This is a genomic window from Lysinibacillus sp. FSL K6-4013 (genome assembly GCF_038630435.1).
In the GTDB taxonomy this organism is placed as follows: Bacteria; Bacillota; Bacilli; order Bacillales_A; family Planococcaceae; genus Lysinibacillus; species Lysinibacillus boronitolerans.
Genome location: NZ_CP152031.1, coordinates 3,988,656 through 4,003,765, shown reverse-complemented (window position 1 = coordinate 4,003,765; position 15,110 = coordinate 3,988,656). Strand labels below are relative to the sequence as shown.

At 36.4% G+C, this 15,110-nt stretch carries 15 protein-coding genes and 1 riboswitch; of the genes, 12 read left to right on the top strand and 3 right to left on the bottom strand.

The features are described 5' to 3' along the window. Positions 1-283 precede the first annotated feature (283 nt). Positions 284-877, bottom strand: a complete 594-nt coding sequence (locus MHB39_RS19890) for a TetR/AcrR family transcriptional regulator (RefSeq protein WP_342545084.1) — start codon at positions 875-877, stop codon at positions 284-286. 139 nt (positions 878-1,016) lie between these two features. Here MHB39_RS19890 and MHB39_RS19885 point away from each other — a divergent pair, with 139 nt between their 5' ends. The 5 genes from MHB39_RS19885 (at position 1,017) to MHB39_RS19865 (ending at position 5,574) form a co-directional block, all read left to right on the top strand. Beyond that, the gene (locus MHB39_RS19885; protein ID WP_342545083.1) at positions 1,017-1,787 is read left to right on the top strand and encodes a glucose 1-dehydrogenase; all 771 of its coding nucleotides are present in this window, start codon (positions 1,017-1,019) and stop codon (positions 1,785-1,787) included. A 30-nt stretch (positions 1,788-1,817) separates the two neighbouring features. After that, positions 1,818-2,600: an SDR family oxidoreductase gene (locus MHB39_RS19880; protein WP_342545082.1), complete on the top strand. Its 783-nt coding sequence runs from the start codon at positions 1,818-1,820 to the stop codon at positions 2,598-2,600. A gap of 374 nt (positions 2,601-2,974) precedes the next feature. Beyond that, a complete protein-coding gene (locus MHB39_RS19875) occupies positions 2,975-3,943 on the top strand; it encodes a tRNA-dihydrouridine synthase (protein ID WP_342545080.1) in 969 nt (322 codons plus the stop codon). A gap of 490 nt (positions 3,944-4,433) precedes the next feature. Beyond that, entirely contained in the window at positions 4,434-4,928 is a 495-nt protein-coding gene (locus tag MHB39_RS19870; protein WP_342545079.1) for an RNA polymerase sigma factor, read from the top strand. Continuing rightward, a complete protein-coding gene (locus tag MHB39_RS19865; protein ID WP_342545077.1) occupies positions 4,915-5,574 on the top strand; it encodes a zf-HC2 domain-containing protein in 660 nt (219 codons plus the stop codon). Before MHB39_RS19870 ends, MHB39_RS19865 begins: the two co-directional genes overlap by 14 nt. Before the next feature lie 269 nt (positions 5,575-5,843). Here the strand turns inward: MHB39_RS19865 and MHB39_RS19860 are convergent, their stop codons facing one another. Continuing rightward, positions 5,844-6,164, bottom strand: coding sequence for a general stress protein (locus MHB39_RS19860; RefSeq protein WP_342545075.1), 321 nt, complete (start codon positions 6,162-6,164; stop codon positions 5,844-5,846). 293 nt (positions 6,165-6,457) lie between these two features. Here MHB39_RS19860 and MHB39_RS19855 point away from each other — a divergent pair, with 293 nt between their 5' ends. Together MHB39_RS19855 and MHB39_RS19850 are read left to right on the top strand one after the other, a co-directional pair. Then, positions 6,458-7,795: a trypsin-like peptidase domain-containing protein gene (locus tag MHB39_RS19855; protein WP_342545074.1), complete on the top strand. Its 1,338-nt coding sequence runs from the start codon at positions 6,458-6,460 to the stop codon at positions 7,793-7,795. A 302-nt stretch (positions 7,796-8,097) separates the two neighbouring features. Beyond that, positions 8,098-9,294 carry an MFS transporter gene (locus MHB39_RS19850; protein ID WP_004225665.1) on the top strand — a complete coding sequence of 399 codons (1,197 nt, stop codon included), beginning with the start codon at positions 8,098-8,100 and terminating at the stop codon, positions 9,292-9,294. Positions 9,295-9,364: 70 nt separating this feature from the next. Here the strand turns inward: MHB39_RS19850 and MHB39_RS19845 are convergent, their stop codons facing one another. Beyond that, positions 9,365-9,568, bottom strand: coding sequence for an alpha/beta-type small acid-soluble spore protein (locus MHB39_RS19845; RefSeq protein ID WP_004225662.1), 204 nt, complete (start codon positions 9,566-9,568; stop codon positions 9,365-9,367). A gap of 184 nt (positions 9,569-9,752) precedes the next feature. Here MHB39_RS19845 and MHB39_RS19840 point away from each other — a divergent pair, with 184 nt between their 5' ends. The 5 genes from MHB39_RS19840 (at position 9,753) to MHB39_RS19820 (ending at position 14,984) form a co-directional block, all read left to right on the top strand. Beyond that, positions 9,753-10,247, top strand: a complete 495-nt coding sequence (locus MHB39_RS19840; protein WP_103118849.1) for a DUF1456 family protein — start codon at positions 9,753-9,755, stop codon at positions 10,245-10,247. A 142-nt stretch (positions 10,248-10,389) separates the two neighbouring features. Next, positions 10,390-10,584, top strand: a complete 195-nt coding sequence (locus tag MHB39_RS19835) for a hypothetical protein (RefSeq protein ID WP_004225659.1) — start codon at positions 10,390-10,392, stop codon at positions 10,582-10,584. Between the two features lie 203 nt (positions 10,585-10,787). Next, positions 10,788-10,873: riboswitch (cyclic di-GMP riboswitch) on the top strand. A 105-nt stretch (positions 10,874-10,978) separates the two neighbouring features. Further along, positions 10,979-12,730, top strand: coding sequence for a HAMP domain-containing methyl-accepting chemotaxis protein (locus MHB39_RS19830; RefSeq protein WP_009374258.1), 1,752 nt, complete (start codon positions 10,979-10,981; stop codon positions 12,728-12,730). Continuing rightward, entirely contained in the window at positions 12,720-13,472 is a 753-nt protein-coding gene (locus MHB39_RS19825) for an SDR family oxidoreductase (RefSeq protein WP_036076910.1), read from the top strand. Before MHB39_RS19830 ends, MHB39_RS19825 begins: the two co-directional genes overlap by 11 nt. Before the next feature lie 21 nt (positions 13,473-13,493). Next, complete coding sequence (locus MHB39_RS19820; RefSeq protein WP_342545071.1) at positions 13,494-14,984, top strand: sodium:solute symporter family protein; 1,491 nt, start codon at positions 13,494-13,496, stop codon at positions 14,982-14,984. Positions 14,985-15,110: the final 126 nt, after the last annotated feature.

Here is a 15,110-nt window from a genome sequence, read left to right as displayed (position 1 = left end):
GCGGAAAAACGTGCAAAACGTGATTAAAAATGTGTGAAAATGAGGGGAAGATAGCGTGACTTTATTTTAAACGGCAACGGTGGAATGCGGGTTGGCGGGGTGTGAAGATGGGGTGAGTTTATTTTAAAGGAACACATAACTTCATTAAAAGAACGATTTCCGACTTTAATGGAATTCGTTCTTTTTGCTTGTGAAGGGGGTATCTCACAATTAATTTTTTAAAAACTGATAGAAGAAATAACATATGACGGGCAAAACAGTATTTTTAATTTTATTATGTTGGTTAATTGTCGATTTCTTTGATGATAAACCCTTTTGCAAAGGTGTTTAAAATTCGTATGAGACGTTCTGTCATTTCACTGGGCGTCACATCGAAATCGTGTGCAATCCAATCTAAAATCAACCCCGCCGTCCCATAAGCCATATAGCGCTTTTGGGAGTGATCGTCAACAAAGGACACGGAGTATTGAATATCAAATTTATCTTTTAACAAATTAAAAATCGCTTCAGGTAATTGCTGGTGAATGCGAGGTAACGTATCTTCTAAAAGTAGTAATGTGAAGTAATCCCTGTGATCATAAATGTAATACAACAATTCGAAGGAGTTTGTTGTCAACTCATGTACTTTTACTCGACTATTACTTTCGTATTTAGACATGCTGTAATATTGAATGGTTTCAAACATTTCATCCATTAATTCTTCAACAAGATCATCTATGTTTTGATAGTACACATAAAAAGTTGTTCGGTTATATTGAGCATAATCTACAATGTCTTTCACTGTAACAGCACTAAATCCTTTTTGATGTACCATATCAATAAATGCCTTCTTTAAGAAATGCTTTGTACGTAAAGCTTGATTGGAATTAGATTTCATCAAATTATCTCCTACATTAGACAGACTGATAAAAAGTGTTGGTTTCTTCGACATTATAGCAAATATTAAGGATGGCTTACAGAAAGTGAAACATATTAAACTAGATATGTACCAAGAAACTTAAGGGGAGGTCCAAAAAATGAGATTTGAAAACAAAGTTATTATTATTACAGGTGCTGCAGGGGGTATCGGTAAAGAGATTGCTCGTAAACTTGCTGGTGAAGGGGCAAAGTTAACACTAGTGGATTTAAATGAAGCTGCTGCGAAAGCGGTTGCAGAGGAACTTAACTTAAGTGAAGATCGCGTCCTCACATTAAAAGCAGATGTTTCAAAAGAAGCAGAAGTAAAAAATTATGTTGATCAAACTGTAACAAAATTTGGTCGCATCGATGGATTTGCAAATAATGCAGGAGTTGAAGGCCCAGCAAAAATTTTAGAAGAAATTACTGAAGAAGATTTCGATTTCGTATATAGCATTAACGTTAAAGGTGCTTTCTACGGTTTAAAATATGTAATGCCAATCATGAAGCAACAAAAAGCAGGTTCAATTGTCAATACAGCTTCTGTTGCTGGATTAATTGGTTCTCCAAATATGATGCTTTATAACTCATCAAAACATGCTCTTATGGGCATCAATAAAGTAGCTGCGTTAGAAGCTGCACCATATAATGTACGTGTGAATACAGTAAACCCTGGTGTTATTAATACGCAGATGATGCGCCAGATTGAGGCAAAAGTAGCGCCAGGTGCTGCAGAAGCAGCGCAATCCGCATATCAAGATGCTGTGCCGATGAAGCGTTATGGGGAGCCGCAAGAAGTAGCAAATGTCATTGCATTTTTACTATCTGACGAAGCTTCTTATGTCAGCTCTTCATCTTACACAGTAGATGGATCATTGTATAACATTTAATTTAACATTTAACAACGGAGGGAATTTCAAATGAAACGTTTTGAAGATAAAGTAGTCATTGTTACAGGTGCTGGATCAGGTCTTGGTCAAGCAGCAACACTTCAATTAGCAGAGGAAGGGGCTAAACTGGTATTAGTTGACTTGAATGAAGCGGGTCTAAAAGAAACGGAAGAAAAAGTGTTGGCTGTTTCATCACAAGCCGAACTGTTATTAATTGCAGCAAACGTAGCAGATGAAAATGCTGTAAAAGGTTTTGTAGATGCGACTGTTGAAAAATTCGGCAAAATTGACGGCTTCTTTAACAATGCAGGTATCGAAGGGAAACAAAATTTAACAGAAGACTTTGGAATTGATGAGTTCCAAAAAGTTGTTTCTATAAACTTGAATGGTGTTTTCTATGGCATGAAATATGTTTTAAAAGTGATGAAAGAACAAGGTTCAGGATCAATTGTCAATACAGCATCTGTAGGCGGTATTCGCGGTGTTGGCAATCAATCAGGCTACGCAGCGTCTAAACATGGTGTTGTCGGGTTAACACGTAATTCGGCAATCGAATATGGACAATTTGGTGTTTCGATTAAAGCAATCGCACCAGGTGCCATAATGACACCGATGGTAGAGGGCTCTTTACGTCAAATCGGTGGAGATAATTGGGAAGAGGTAGGTAAAGAATTCGTAAAACCAAACCCAATGCGTCGCTTTGGTAAACCAGAAGAGGTTGGTTACTTAGTTGCCTTCCTACTTTCAAGTCAAGCAGACTTCATTAATGGTGTAGTTGTGCCAATCGATGGTGGTCAATCTTATAAATATTAATTACTTTTGAGTGTAAATTACTAACTAATTTGAATAAAAGAAGCTGAGGCATAATTAGCTTCAAAGGTATGAAAGGTGAAATTGAGTTCGTTCAATTTTACCTTTCTCTATTTTGATCAATTGGAAAACGCTTAAGATATTTAACTTGTAAAGGTGTTACCATTATTATATATAGATGAACAGTTGGTATAGAAAAAATCTATAGCATTTTTTAAAAAAATACCATTTAGGACTGATTTTCGTTAAAATAAACAGTGTCGATTTATTGGAATTTGATAATTAGTTATTGAGCAAGAAATAAGTGTACATTGAGCATTATATTTTTTGACTGAGAGTTTGGCGATATATCCATAGTGAGAGGATTTGGAATTAACATGATAGATAATTTTTGGCGCGATTTACCACGGCCTTTTTTTGTGCTTGCACCGATGGAAGATGTAACGGATGTTGTTTTTCGTCACGTTGTAAGTGAAGCAGGTCGACCAGATGTGTTTTTTACTGAGTTTACAAATTCGGATAGCTACTGTCATCCAGAGGGAAAGAAAAGTGTGCACGGTCGTTTGCTCTTTACAGAAGATGAGCAGCCAATGGTGGCACATATTTGGGGAGATAATCCCGAATATTTCCGTGAAATGAGTATTGGGATGGCAGAACTAGGTTTTAAAGGCATTGATATTAACATGGGCTGCCCTGTACCGAATGTAGCATCAAGAGGGAAGGGGAGTGGCCTTATTCTCCGACCAGATGTGGCGGCAGAATTAATTCAAGCAGCAAAAGCGGGTGGACTGCCTGTTAGTGTGAAAACTAGACTTGGCTACAAGGATGTAAATGAGTGGGAAGAGTGGCTAACGCATATATTAAAACAGGATATTGCGAACCTTTCGATTCATCTACGAACAAGAAAGGAAATGAGCCTAGTAGATGCGCATTGGGAGCTTATTCCGGAAATCAAAAAACTACGTGACCGTATTGCACCTAATACGCTACTGACGATCAATGGAGATATTCCTGACCGTCAAACGGGACTTCAACTAGCTGAACAATACGGGATTGATGGCGTAATGATTGGACGAGGTATTTTTAAAAATCCTTTTGCTTTTGAAAAAGAGCCAAAAGAGCATAGCAGTAAAGAGTACCTTAATCTTTTAAGACTGCAGCTCGATCTTCAAGATCAATACGCGGAAGAACTACCACGTTCCATCACAGGGCTTCATCGCTTCTTCAAAATTTATGTCAAAGGATTCCGAGGAGCTGGCGAATTAAGAAGTCAATTGATGAACACAAAATCAACGGATGAAGTGCGTGTATTGCTAGACAACTTTGAATCAAACAATATTGAATGACAATGAAATGATGAAACCACTAATAAAGTCAAGTAAATAACAGTAGAAATAGGAGCAAAGATTTGAGGATGAGATTTCCCTTTCTTTGCTCCTTTCAATTTATCGCTATTGAGGTTTAGGCTTCAAATGCTAGTGGAAGGGCTCTTGTTTTTATGCTTTGTTTTTATCTAGACAAGTCCTACTTTTAGTCCTATTAATTTAGAAAGGTGAATTTCTGAAATAAGGAAAGCGTCTTTCTTCATAAAGGGCCCATTTAATAGAGGAAGAATAATATTAAAAGAAATTAACTAATTCTTTCAAAGAAATTGTGCTTAAATGATAGAAGAAGTAAAAGAAGGATGAGGTATATTCTCTTGAATATGCCTATTGTTATTTTTGCGAAAATAACAATATTGCCCCTTAATCATTTATAGATTGGAAATCGAAAATAACATATTTTTGTAACGTAATTAAATTCTAAGAGTTATATAAGTGAAGGGGGTGAAAATAGATGGACTTTGAGGAAATCTATCACGAATACTTTAAAGAAGTTTATTTATTTATCCTATCATTAAGTCACGATGAGCGCATAGCCGAGGAAATAACACAAGAAGCATTTTTTAAGGCATTAAAAGCAATTAAAAAATTTGATGGTTTTAAGGATATTCGAGCATGGCTTTTTACAATTGCGAAAAATACATATTTCTCACACTACAAAAGAAAGAAACGACAAGTAGACTCAGGTGCAGTAAAAGAATCAAGTATGGAAGTGCAAATTGTAAAGCATTTGATGAATGAAGAAGATGCCTTCATGGTTCATCAGTTTCTTCACTCGATGAATGAGCCATATAAGGAGGTCTTTTCATTACGTACTTTTGGAGAATTACCTTTTGAAAAAATAGGACGTCTTTTTGGAAAAAGTGCAGGATGGGCAAGGGTTACCTTTTACAGAGCGAGAAAGCAAATTATCGAGTATATGGAGGCGATGAATTATGAAAGAGATTAAATGCACAATTATTCAAGATGTTTTACCTCTGTATGTTGATGAGGTAGTTAGTCAAGATACAAAAGAAATGGTAGACGAACATTTACAGCATTGTGAAAAATGTCAAAAAGAATATGAAACCATGAAACAGGAACTTTATATCCCGGCAGAAAATAAGGCTTTTCAATTTAAAGAGATAGGCAAAAAATGGCGTAAGAAAAAAGTGATCATTTCCATTACTTCGGTTTTCATAACGGCACTTATTTTATTGGGGACCTATTTGTCTGTTTTCTTTTATGAAACGGTTATTCCTTATTCGGAAGATTTGATCAAAATCGAAAGACAAAATGATCATCAGTTGGTTTCCCGATATTATGGCAAAAGCCGTGCAGGTGTTCACGGAACGTTTCCTATGGGAATTGAAATTGATGGAGAGAAAAAGATTGTGAGTTTTATTTATTATACAAAAACAGTGGCTGATTCGCCTTCGAGAAACTTGATTGATGATGAAAAGAGGCTTGGACAAGAAGATACCTTTGTTCTACCTGAAAGTGGAAATAACGATGCGGTATATTATGTGGAATTTGATTCAGAAGAGATGGTTCCAGGAGGAAAGGATTCTTGGGATTCAGCTTTAGAACATGCTGTATTAATTTGGGAGAAATAATCTGATTGAAATCATATTTAGTTATTCGATTATCGGGCGCATTTCCGTAATAAGGAAATGTGCCATTCTTTATGAATAAGGCCAGATTGTTGAAGAAGACGCTTTAATGAAGAAGATGAAAATTTTCTTGAGCAGATCATTGACAATAAAGAAGGATGGGTTTTTATACTGACTTGATTGAAAGGCTATCTGGAATACAGGGTCCCCGGAATACGAGGAGGACTTGTAAAATGAAAAACAAACCCGGGATTATGTCCCCGGGTTTGTTTTTACTTATTGGCAATTATGACCAATTTGCCTGTATCCAGTTCCTTTTCGAATTGAGCAGCTTCCGATTCACTTAATCCGACAGAAGCTAACTTGTTGCGGAGTTCATCTCCACGGGAATTCACAAGGTTCTTCATAGAAGTCAGGAACCCTTGCTCGCTAATACCAGCTTCTTCTGTCCCGAGTGCTTCGTTAATATCATCTTCACGTTCTTCATAGTGCGCAAAGATGTAAATGTTATCTCGAAGATATCCTTGCGCTTCTAATTTCTCCACTTCTTGTTTCGCCTGTACTACGTTTTCTACTGTCAATTTGACTGTCATTATTGATCCCTCCTATATATGTTCACATTCAATCTATTCCACTAAATTGAATGGATAAAACATCTTTTTAGTTTTTAATTATGTTAGAGTGGCATTAACAACTAATGGAATACTAATGAACAACTAGAAAACATTGGGAGTTGTTATTCTAAATCTTTATTCCAAAGCTACGTCCAATTCTTTATAGAGTCGGGTTTTTTTGTTTGCAATCAATAGAGGATTTAGAGAAACATCAGAGAATTGTATATAAGTACCATTATATGTAATGAAGAGCTTATAGGAGTTGTATGAAGATGATTGTGACAACTAGACCGTTAAAAATTAAATACAATAAATCAGCAAATACTTTTCAGGAGTTTATGCAAATTAATCACAACAAACATTCTCTTACGAAGGAAGTTGTTTTTCTACGATATATCGGTATACCTGATTCTGTAGATTTTTATAAAGATGAGATTCTAAAAATGGAGGAGTATTTCTCCAAGCAAAGCATTTTTTATTTACGACTGCATAAGCTTGAGGTCATTCGTAATAAGGAAGATGTAGATAGATTGTCGGAAAGTTGGAGAATGTGGCAGACTGCTGCTGAAAACCCGCAATTACTGTATAAGCTATCTTTGTGCAGTAAATTAGCGAGTGATCAACTTGAATGGACAAAAAAGCTAAGCTTTAAACAGATGATTCAACTATTTAAAGAAAGTCAGCCTTATCCTAATGAAACGTTGTTAAAAAATTTTGCAGTTAAATTTTTGTATTGGATGGATTATTATTTACCACAAATTTTTTCGGAGGAAAATCCAACTTCCCCCAAAATTGTTTTTATAGGTGACATTACGCAGCATGAATTACTATTTTTATATTTCTTATCGTCACTGGGGTGCGATATTTGTTACATGAATCCCAAAGGAGATATTGCCAATTTGTATCCTATAATAGAAGCGTCATCTACCTTACATATGTGTCGACATTTCTATGAAAAAGAAATAATATTGCCTATTAAAAGTACTTCAAGACAATTGAACATTCCTGCTCAAAAAACGAATGCGACGGAGGAGTGGAGCTATGAGCAATTAGCCTCCTTAGCCACATCTGTTGTGATGATTAAGACCTTCGGGGAGGATGACAAGGTTTTATGCTATGGCTCTGGTGTCATTCTCCACCAAGATGGATATATTTTAACAAATCTGCATGTTGTGGGTGGTGGAAAATATTATTCTGTGCTCTATGAAAATGATACCAACGAGTATATTACCCATCAATTTGTGAAATATCATGATATGCATGATTTGGCTATTTTGAAGGTAGACAGAATAAGCCATCCTTTACCTGTAAAAATGGATGGACAATTAGTTCGAGGGCAAAAAATTGTGGCGATTGGCAGTCCGTTAGGATTGTTTAACTCAGTTTCTGATGGGATTGTTTCGGGTTTTCGTGATATTCGGCAAATGTCTATGATTCAATTTACAGCCGCTATATCAAATGGCAGTTCAGGTGGTGCTTTATTGGATATGCATGGGCGATTGGTTGGTCTGATTACAGCAGGCTTCGATGATGGTCAAAACCTTAATTTGGCTGTACCTGCCAATCTAATTTATCAGTTTGCTCAAAACTTTATAGAAATACCGTGTTGAATTTCCACTATTCGACCATTGCTTTTTCTTCCGTAATCTTATAGAATGTAGAACGGTATAAATGAACGATATATAAATCCTTTAATACGGTCCAGAGAGGCTGAAAAGGGCTATGTGATATTTTTAAGCTAATATCTTTGCTTTGTCATGCCCTTTTGTCCTCTGTGACGGAAGGGCTTTTATTATTGTTCCGTACTCCTCTTTTAAAGGAAGTCCCGTGAGGCTTCAAAAGAGAATGGACAAGACAGCTATAATCCATTCACTAAAAGAGATCGACAACTAGAAAATGGAGGCTAAAAAGAATGGATTATCGTAAAAAAACCGTGGTTGCTTCAGTGGCAGGGCTAACGCTAGAAGGAATGGACATTATGTTTATTTCCTTTGCTATGACAATGATTATTGCAGAATTTAATATTGATCTTGCAACAGGTGGATTGATTTCATCTATCACGAATATTGGGATGCTACTGGGTGGTATTATTTTCGGTGTATTAGCAGATAAATATGGTCGAGTAAAAGTGTTTACGTATACGATTATTTTGTTTGCCATCGGAACGGCCTTAACAGGAGTAGCAACAAGTATTGAACAAGTTTATGTTTATAGATTTATCGCTGGTTTAGGTGCTGGCGGAGAATATGGTATTGGGATGGCGCTTGTGGCGGAGGCTTGGCCAAAGAATAAACAAGGCAGAGCATCCTCTTATGTCAGTGTAGGTGCACAATATGGAGTAATTTTAGCTGCTTTATTAAGTGCTATTATTTTACCAACTTTAGGGTGGCGTGCATTATTCTTTGTAGGATTACTACCAGTTATTTTTGCCTTCATCGTACGTAAAAATATTGATGAATCACCAGAATGGTTAGCAGCGCAGAAACAACAAAATAATAAGCAAGAGAACGGGAAATTAGCACAATTATTTGCTTCACCTCGTATCACCATGACAACACTCTCCCTAATTCTAATGGCAACTGTTCAAATTGCAGGCTATAATGGTCTAATGATTTGGCTACCTTCGATGTTACAGAAATCGCAAGGTTTATCGGTTTCAAGCTCAGCATTGTGGACAATTAGTACCGCAGTTGGCATGATCATTGGAATGCTGACGTTTGGCAGATTTATGGATCGTTTTGGTGCAAAGCGAACATTCGGGATCTTTTTAGTAGCCTCTGCATGTGCTGTATTCTTTTACTCGTTTGCAACAGGTGCAGTAGCGATATTAGTAGGCGGTGCGGTTGTAGGATTCTTCTCTAATGGAATGTTTGCAGGGTATGGTGCATTAATTAGTAGCTTTTATCCAGTACAAATTCGCAGTACAGCAACAAACACCATTTTTAACTTTGGACGAGCTATAGGTGGGTTTTCACCAATCTTTGTAGGTTTTATTTTACAAAGCTACGATATGACTGTCGTGATGATTTACTTAGCAGCACTGTATTGTATTTCCTTTATCGTTATGCTAACGCTTAAGAGCTCAGGGAAGGAATTGCAAACAGCATAATTTTATAGAGCACGAAAGAACGAATTCCAATTATGTAAATGGGATTCGTTCTTTTCTTATTAGTATTTAATTATAATAAACCTTTTGAACGTTTTTCAGCGATTTCAACAAGACGTTTTGTAATCTCTCCTCCAACGGAACCATTTGCACGAGAAGATGCTTCTGGCCCAAGCTGAACGCCAAACTCTTGTGCAATTTCATATTTCATTTGATTGACAGCCTCATGTACTCCAGGTACTAGAAGTTTATTTGAACTGCGGTTATTGTTAGCCATTGTTCTCACCTCCTTGACCTTAGAATGGTTGCGATTAAATTTTTCATACATTTAAAAAGTAGGAAATGCACACGCTATTTGCTAACAACAACAACTTGTGGAAAGCTAGCAATAATCAGCAAACTCTCTGTTATAATTAAGCCTGGCTCTTTACTATATAAGGTTAATTAAAGGAGGAAATATAATGACAAATAATGATATCTTAATTCGTTTACGCTATGCGTTCGATATAAAAAATGTAGATATGGTAGAAATTTTTAAACTTGGTGGCATGGATTATACAAAGGAAGAAGTATTAAATATGCTGATTAAGATTAATGATGAGGAAGAAGCGCCAGAGGAATACATCAAATGTAATAATAAAATGTTAGAGGCATTTTTAAATGGATTAATTACTTTTAAACGCGGGCCTCAGAAACCAAGAGAAGGACAGGCTGTTGGACCTTTACCTGTGTCAGGTAAAGAAAGCCCAAATAATATGCTGCTAAAGAAAGTAAAAATTGCTTTAGCTTTAACAACTGAGGAGATGCTTGAGATTTTATATGACGGCGGCATTAAAGTTACAAAAGGTGAATTAGGTGCTATTTTAAGAAATCCAAGTCATCGTAATTATAAAGAGTGTGGCGATTCATTCGTACGAAATTTTTTAAGGGGCCTAACATATAAATATAGAGCATAATGCACAATGGATATCAATCATAAAGTGCCATTTTTTTCTTTAAAACTCGTTGACAATTTGTGACGAAATTGTGTACAATAAAATTATCACAAAACGTTCACAAAAAAGATGAAAAATGTTCACAGACAAAGGGGGGGCTTGTATGATTTATTTTGACATCTTATTAGTAGCTATTGCATGTATTACAATGCCTTTTATTGTTGCAGTTATGTTAGATATTTTTTATGCGGAACGAAAAAAAGTACGCTTTTCATTACGTCGTACTTCCGTATGGTATATCGCTATGTTTGCGTTATCCTTTATACCATCCGTATTACTTGTCACACAAAACGTATAATTTATTCAAACACTTAGGGGTAAGTGAATTGAAAGTGGACAGCTACAACGCTAATTGAGGTTGTAGCTGTTTTTATTTTGTTCAATAGATGAATCATAATTAAGTAATTTATATAATTATTAATGAAGGAACAGCTAGTATAAAATATGTATGTTTTAAGTAGAGAGCATTGACTACTTTTACCTACTGTGTTAATTTTGGTAGGGAAATATAGGCAAATTTACTGAAAAGTAAAGACGCAAAGCTACAGGTCTAAGGCAATAAATGCTATGGCGGCTGGGTTGCAAAAGAGTGCTAGTTGTATCATTCTCATTCTAGTTTTTGTTCTTTTATGCCTATTTCTTTTGAAATAGGCATTTTTTTGCAAGTAAAGTTCAAAGGAGGAAAAGGGGAAATGAAGTTGTTAAAAAACACATCATTAAAAAATAAGCTTTTACTAACAGTCTCTATCGTTGTATTACTGCTTATCGCTATTATTACGACGCAAAGTATTAGTGAATTGAATAATCGGATGAATGTGGATTTGGAGCAAGAATTAAAAAGTGTTGGTTTATTAACAGCTATGAACTTAGACAGTGATGAAGTAAAAGATTTGCTGTCCGAAAAAGGGGAAACAAACGCAAAGTTTACAAAGATCCAAAAGCAACTTGATATGATTCAGGACCAGCAAGGTATTATGAGCTGGAGTTATATTTGGGATGTCAAGGATGAGGGTGGCGTCAATCCAATTGGCTATACCTCTAATCTAAATGAAGTATATGAAGCTGGTGAAATTTTTACTGATTTAGCGGATGAGCATGTAGAAACAGCAAAATTAGCTATTGAAAATAATAGTACAGAGGTAACTGATATTTTCGAGGATCCTTTTGGTTCTTGGAGAACGGTTTTTAGTCCTATTAAAGATGATAATGGCCAACTGATTGCCCTATTAGGGATTGATTACTCCGCTGATTATATCAATACGATTATTAAAACAAGTGTGATTAAGCAAATTGTCATTGCTATTATCGGTATTTTAATTTTATTAGTTTTAGTTTACATAATTATAGATCGACTATTAAAGCCACTGAAAAAAGTAGTGAACGTTGCCAATCAAGTGGCAAATGGTGAATTAATAGATGTTGATTTAGAGACATCGAAGGATGAAATTGGTAAATTATCTGAATCCATTCGTACAATGGTGGCTAATTTGCAACATATTATTTTAAACATACGCAATACATCCAATCACGTTTCTTCAGCAGCCAATCAATTAACAGTACATGCTGGTGAAACTTATAACAGCTCAACAAATATTGCACTAGACATGAATCAAATTACACAAAATGCTGAGGCCTCGATGACCATGACAGAGGAAACAGCCGCTGCTATGGAAGAAACTGCAACAGGTATTCAGCAAATTGCTGATTCTGCAAATGTAGCTGCGGAATCCTCTATTTCAGCATCACAGGCTTCTGAACGAGGGAATGAAGTTGTCCAACAAGTTATTGCCCAAATGGAGTTAATTAATGATTCTGTTGAACAAATAGGGACAACCATTAATGGACTACATGTTAATACTAAAAAAATAAGTGAAATTGTTAGCTTAATTACTGCTATTGCCGATCAAACAAATCTATTAGCATTAAATGCTGCTATCGAAGCGGCACGAGCAGGTGAACACGGTAAAGGCTTTGCCGTTGTTGCGGATGAGGTGAGACGCTTAGCTGAACAATCCTCTCAATCAGCAACAGAAATTTACAATTTAATTAGTTCTATTCAGTCTGATTCAAACGCTTCTATCACGGTTATGGAGAAAGGCAAAGAGGATGTTAAGGTAGGGATGGCATTTACCAATGAAGTAGGAGAAATCTTTAAAGAAATTCTTACTTCCTCAGAAGAAGTCGCTAGCCAAATACGTGAAATTTCAGCAGCCTCACAACAAATTTCTGCATCCTCAGAAGAAGTGGCGGCATCTGTTAATAATATTAAACAATCTGCAGAGCAGTCAGCAGAGTTCTCTTCAAATGTCTCGAATTCTACACAAGAGCAATTATCTACCATGCAGGAAGTAAAGGATGCCTCTTCATCATTGGGCAAAACAGCAGAAGAGCTGCAAGGTCTTGTGGCAAAATTCAAATTGGAGAATGATCATAATGGACATTAATTTTACAGGGAAAAATGTTTTAATAACAGGCTCTAGTAAAGGAATCGGTAAAGCAATTGCATTAGGCTTTGCGCAACATGGAGCCAATATTTTAATTAATTATATTGGGGATGAGCAAGAGGCAGAAGCTGTACGTGCTGAAGCAGAAAGGTATGGTGTGAAAGCTTTAATATTCCACGCTGATGTTTCTAACTCACAAGAAGTACAAGCGATGCATCAATTTATGGACGAGCACCTCGGGGAAATTGATATTCTTGTAAATAATGCTGGATTTGCACAGGGTTCCAGCATTACAGATTTAACGGATGAGCAGTGGGATCGCATGATTAAAGTTCATTTATATGGCTGCTTCTATAATTGCCGTGAAGCAGCTAAAAGAATGAAGGAACGTAATACAGGAAAAATCATAAATATTTCATCTGATATTGGTAGCTTAGGTTGTGAAGAATTCACGCATTATTCAGCTGCGAAGGGTGCTATTAATGCTTTTACAAAGGCTTTAGCAAGAGAATTAGCACCTTCTATACTTGTCAATGCAGTTGCTCCTAGTGGAACATTTACGGACATTTTACAAGAGTTTGGCGATAACTATGTGGAGGAAGAATCCGCAAAATATCCATTAAAACGTTTAGCGCAACCAGAAGAGATTGCGAAAAGTGTATTATTTTTAGCCTCTAATCATGCTGACTTCTATACAGGCCAAATCTTAACGCCAAATGGTGGAGTCGTAATGAACGGATAATGGAAAAAGAAGGTGTAAATAATGTTAAATATTATTATCTTTTGCTTATACTTATTATTTATCTATTACATTGGCTATAAAGGCTATAAGCGTGTCAACACAGCCGAAGATTTAATTGTTGCTGGCTGGAGCATGCCTTTATCCGTTGTAACGGGTAGTTTAGTCGCTGCTTTATTAGCAGCTCCCTTCTTTTTTGCAGCGGTAGGCTCTGGCTATACAAGTGGTGGCTTTGAAGGCTCGGCAACAATGGGTGGTTTAGGGACTTGTATGATTCTTGGAGCACTCATTTGGACAAAGCCATTACGACGTTTAAAGGGCTGGACATTAGCAGATTACTACGGTTTACGCTATGGCAGTAAAAAGCTAGGAGCCTATACAGGGGTTGTTATGGCAATTGCTTTTGGTGTTTTTAATGCAGCGGCGTTAACAGTTGGTGGAACATATATTATTCAGCAATTGTTGCAAATTGATTTTATACCTGCGGCACTTCTATTTGTATCGTTAACAGCTATTTATTCAGTTATTGGTGGTTTATGGGCAGTTGCCTATACTGAAATTGTGCAAGGTGCGCTTGCAGTGGCAGGTATTTTGGGTATTACCATTTTTATTTTGTTTTACTATCCAGACGTTACATTTAATCCTGAGTGGTGGAATATCAGTACATTATTTGAGAAGGCAGGAGCAGAATTCTGGACTTTGTATCTTGTACTAGCACTTGGAGATATTCCTGCAGTTGACCTTGGGCAGAGGGTAGCTGCTGCGAAAAGTCCGCGAGTGGCACAGCGCAGTATGATTATTGCTGGTATTATTGTCATAGCAATTAGCTGGATTCCAGGGATGCTAGGGGAAGCATTCAAGTCTATTTATCCTGAGAGCACAAACCCAGAAACATTGATGCTTACCTTTGCACAAGGTTATTTTCCGCCCTTACTAGCAGCTATTTTCCTAACAGCCATGGCAGCCATGGGGATGTCCACAGTAGCTGCATGTTATGTAGCGACTTCGGGGATTGTGACAAAAAATATTTATTTAGATTTTATTAATCGTAACCCTGATCCCAAGAAGCTACTAAGATTCTCGCGCTCTATTATTCTATCTAGTGCTTTATTAGGTTTAGTGCTAGCTTTAAGCTTCCAAAAAGTAATTGATTTAGCTTATTTAGCATGGGATATTATTTTCGTGACAATATTCTGGCCAATCGTTCTAGGACCATTTTGGAAACGTGTGAGTACTCCTGCAGTTTGGGCAAGTATTTCTGTTGGCTTAGTTTATTACATTGTGACATCTCTAACATTCGTACCTAGTCTGACAATCCAATCAGAAGGCTTTATAGGTCTATTAAATGAATTATGGCAGGCTCCTGTATTTTCGGGTGTTGTAATAACTGGTATCACAATTGTCGTGGTGAGCTTACTCGTTCCGCCATCTGAGCATGTTCTTGAGATGCACAAAATAGAAAAAGATAAAACATTAGACGACGTAAGTAGTAAAGAAGAGTTAATTGGTCGTTAAAAGCAAAAGCACGGGTTCATTGAAAAGTTCAATGGATTCGTGTTTTTTATTAGAATGAAAAGATAGAATCAAGAATACTATTGCTAGTACATCAATTAAATTTTTCTAGTGAGTATCTTGATAAAG

What these genes read in the sequence shown, in the direction of transcription:
- MHB39_RS19890 (WP_342545084.1), bottom strand. Translation starts at nt 877, where the DNA reads ATGAAATCTAATTCCAATCAAGCTTTACGTACAAAGCATTTCTTAAAG.
- MHB39_RS19885 (WP_342545083.1), top strand. Translation starts at nt 1,017, where the DNA reads ATGAGATTTGAAAACAAAGTTATTATTATTACAGGTGCTGCAGGGGGT.
- MHB39_RS19880 (WP_342545082.1), top strand. Translation starts at nt 1,818, where the DNA reads ATGAAACGTTTTGAAGATAAAGTAGTCATTGTTACAGGTGCTGGATCA.
- MHB39_RS19875 (WP_342545080.1), top strand. Translation starts at nt 2,975, where the DNA reads ATGATAGATAATTTTTGGCGCGATTTACCACGGCCTTTTTTTGTGCTT.
- MHB39_RS19870 (WP_342545079.1), top strand. Translation starts at nt 4,434, where the DNA reads ATGGACTTTGAGGAAATCTATCACGAATACTTTAAAGAAGTTTATTTA.
- MHB39_RS19865 (WP_342545077.1), top strand. Translation starts at nt 4,915, where the DNA reads ATGAAAGAGATTAAATGCACAATTATTCAAGATGTTTTACCTCTGTAT.
- MHB39_RS19860 (WP_342545075.1), bottom strand. Translation starts at nt 6,164, where the DNA reads ATGACAGTCAAATTGACAGTAGAAAACGTAGTACAGGCGAAACAAGAA.
- MHB39_RS19855 (WP_342545074.1), top strand. Translation starts at nt 6,458, where the DNA reads ATGATTGTGACAACTAGACCGTTAAAAATTAAATACAATAAATCAGCA.
- MHB39_RS19850 (WP_004225665.1), top strand. Translation starts at nt 8,098, where the DNA reads ATGGATTATCGTAAAAAAACCGTGGTTGCTTCAGTGGCAGGGCTAACG.
- MHB39_RS19845 (WP_004225662.1), bottom strand. Translation starts at nt 9,568, where the DNA reads ATGGCTAACAATAACCGCAGTTCAAATAAACTTCTAGTACCTGGAGTA.
- MHB39_RS19840 (WP_103118849.1), top strand. Translation starts at nt 9,753, where the DNA reads ATGACAAATAATGATATCTTAATTCGTTTACGCTATGCGTTCGATATA.
- MHB39_RS19835 (WP_004225659.1), top strand. Translation starts at nt 10,390, where the DNA reads ATGATTTATTTTGACATCTTATTAGTAGCTATTGCATGTATTACAATG.
- MHB39_RS19830 (WP_009374258.1), top strand. Translation starts at nt 10,979, where the DNA reads ATGAAGTTGTTAAAAAACACATCATTAAAAAATAAGCTTTTACTAACA.
- MHB39_RS19825 (WP_036076910.1), top strand. Translation starts at nt 12,720, where the DNA reads ATGGACATTAATTTTACAGGGAAAAATGTTTTAATAACAGGCTCTAGT.
- MHB39_RS19820 (WP_342545071.1), top strand. Translation starts at nt 13,494, where the DNA reads ATGTTAAATATTATTATCTTTTGCTTATACTTATTATTTATCTATTAC.